The sequence below is a fragment of the Stenotrophomonas sp. P5_A8 genome (assembly GCF_056400545.1).
In genome coordinates this window covers 1-1,863 of sequence record NZ_JBFULB010000499.1, presented here as the reverse complement: position 1 = coordinate 1,863, position 1,863 = coordinate 1, and the positions used below count along the sequence as shown (strand labels likewise).

Annotated in this window: 3 protein-coding genes; 1 reads left to right on the top strand and 2 read right to left on the bottom strand. The window is 63.7% G+C overall.

Annotated features, from left to right (window positions below):
- Nucleotides 1-196 precede the first annotated feature (196 nt).
- Nucleotides 197-490 carry a hypothetical protein gene (locus tag AC1DQP_RS20075; RefSeq protein ID WP_457319979.1) on the bottom strand — a complete coding sequence of 98 codons (294 nt, stop codon included), beginning with the start codon at nt 488-490 and terminating at the stop codon, nt 197-199.
- A gap of 224 nt (nt 491-714) precedes the next feature.
- Between AC1DQP_RS20075 and AC1DQP_RS20070 the strand changes: the two genes are divergently transcribed.
- Complete coding sequence (locus tag AC1DQP_RS20070; RefSeq protein WP_457319977.1) at nt 715-1,617, top strand: hypothetical protein; 903 nt, start codon at nt 715-717, stop codon at nt 1,615-1,617.
- 52 nt (nt 1,618-1,669) lie between these two features.
- On the opposite strand, the gene AC1DQP_RS20065 is transcribed toward AC1DQP_RS20070, so the two are convergent.
- A partial coding sequence (locus AC1DQP_RS20065; protein WP_478052377.1) for an acyl-CoA dehydrogenase family protein occupies nt 1,670-1,863 on the bottom strand: 194 nt, incomplete at its 5' end.

Sequence of the window (1,863 nt, the reverse complement as noted above, 5' to 3'; positions counted from 1 at the left end):
TCCCTGTCCTGCACGGACCGCCTGGTTGCCGGCCAGCGGCCGGCACTACCCTGTCCTGCATGCACCGCCTGGTTGCCGGCCAGCGGCCGGCACTACCCTGTCCTGCATGCACCGCCTGGTTGCCGGCCAGCGGCCGGCACTACCCTGTCCTGCATGCACCGTCTGGTTGCCGGCCAGCGGCCGGCACTACCGTGCGTCAGCGCAGCAGCGCCACCGCCGCGCAGACGACCACGATCACCAGCGACGGCCACTGCATCGGCACGAAGAAGAAATGATGGGGGGCACGCTCACCCGGCGCACGTGGGCCGCGATTGAGCACCAGACCCAGCAGCACATTGATCGCCGCACCAATCCCGAATCCGACCAGCAGCTGCGTCAGTGAGGTATTGCCCTTGGCAACGGCAGGGTCGGGCCACAGCCACATCAGCAGCAGCAACGTGGCGATGGGGGTGAGCAGGGTCAGGAAACCTGCGCCTCGGTAAATCAGCATGGGATGTCCGGCAAAAAAACGAGTGCACATTCTGCCTCAATCGGCGTGCCGACCAACGGTCGGCACCTACCCCTGACGTCCACGCCTCACCATGTCGTGATCGACACATCGTTATCCATCTGTAGACGGCGCCACGGTCTTCGGTGACCCGTAGGGATACAAAAGACCCTCACGCGATCCACGCCGGATGACCGGCCCGTCGCGCTCAACGGGGGAGAAACACCATGAAGCACCGTGTTTTCGCTACCACGTCACTGTCGCTGCTGCTGGAAGCCGGACTGCTCCTGTCAGGCGACGCGCACGCCGGTGGACTTGTCGTCTGCGACAATTGCGTCAATCCACGCCAGATTGCCGCAAGCTCAGGCACCGGAACCACGCTCGTGGTCGATCTGGCCCAAGTAAAGCTCCATGGCTTCGAGGTCGAGTACGACCGTGAGCTAAAGCGCTACAGGGCCATCACTACGGCAGTTCCGTCGCCGGTATCCAGCGCCTTCCAGCGCATCATGGGGCTTGCCAATCAGGATGCATCTGCCAGTTCGTTGGGCGCGCCGCAGGCAGCAGGCAACGGGGCGGTGATCCCGGTCCACCCTGACGACCCGGGCGCGGCCAATGGCATTGTCTTTCCGGAGGAGTTCAAGGACTACAGCGCCTACGATGTCGTCCAGTCCGCCACGGGCCGCGCAAGGCTTGAGAGCCGCATCGGCGCCGCGTTCTCTGGCGCCACGACAGGCAGCACCGCATGGAATTCGATCTCCACCACGTTGTCATCGGTTGGCTTGAGCTTCGTCAGCCGCCTCTTTGGCGTCGATTCTGTGACCTACAAGATCACATGGCGCGACGGATCGCAGACCCACCTCGTGATTGAGCCGAACTCAGTGGATCAAGCACGTTACGTGAAAGGAAAGAGCCGGGACGCCCAGGGCAATCCGATTCCTGACGCATCCGCTACCGGGCCGGAGGCCGGCGATATTTTTGCCGGGGACCATTACTTCCCCGATCCCCTCACGATGCGTGAGTGGATGCAGGCCGCCAAACTGTACGGCATGCAGTTGGACGATTCCGGGATCGAGACGTTGCGGCTGCGCTGCACGTGGAACGGCGAAACGATCGCCTGCTCAAGCTGGTAGCGTGCGCCCACGGTAATCGGGCGGCGCCATTGCGGCGCCGCCCATGGCCTGCTCAGCGCAGCCCGGTCTCGTTGCGCGCAATCACCAGCCGCTGGATCTCCGAGGTGCCCTCATAGATCTCGGTGATCTTGGCATCACGGAAGTAACGCTCCAGCGGCATTTCCTTGGAGTACCCCATGCCGCCGTGGATCTGCACGGCCTGGTGGGTGATCCACATCGCCGCTTCGGAGGCGGTCAGCTTGGCGA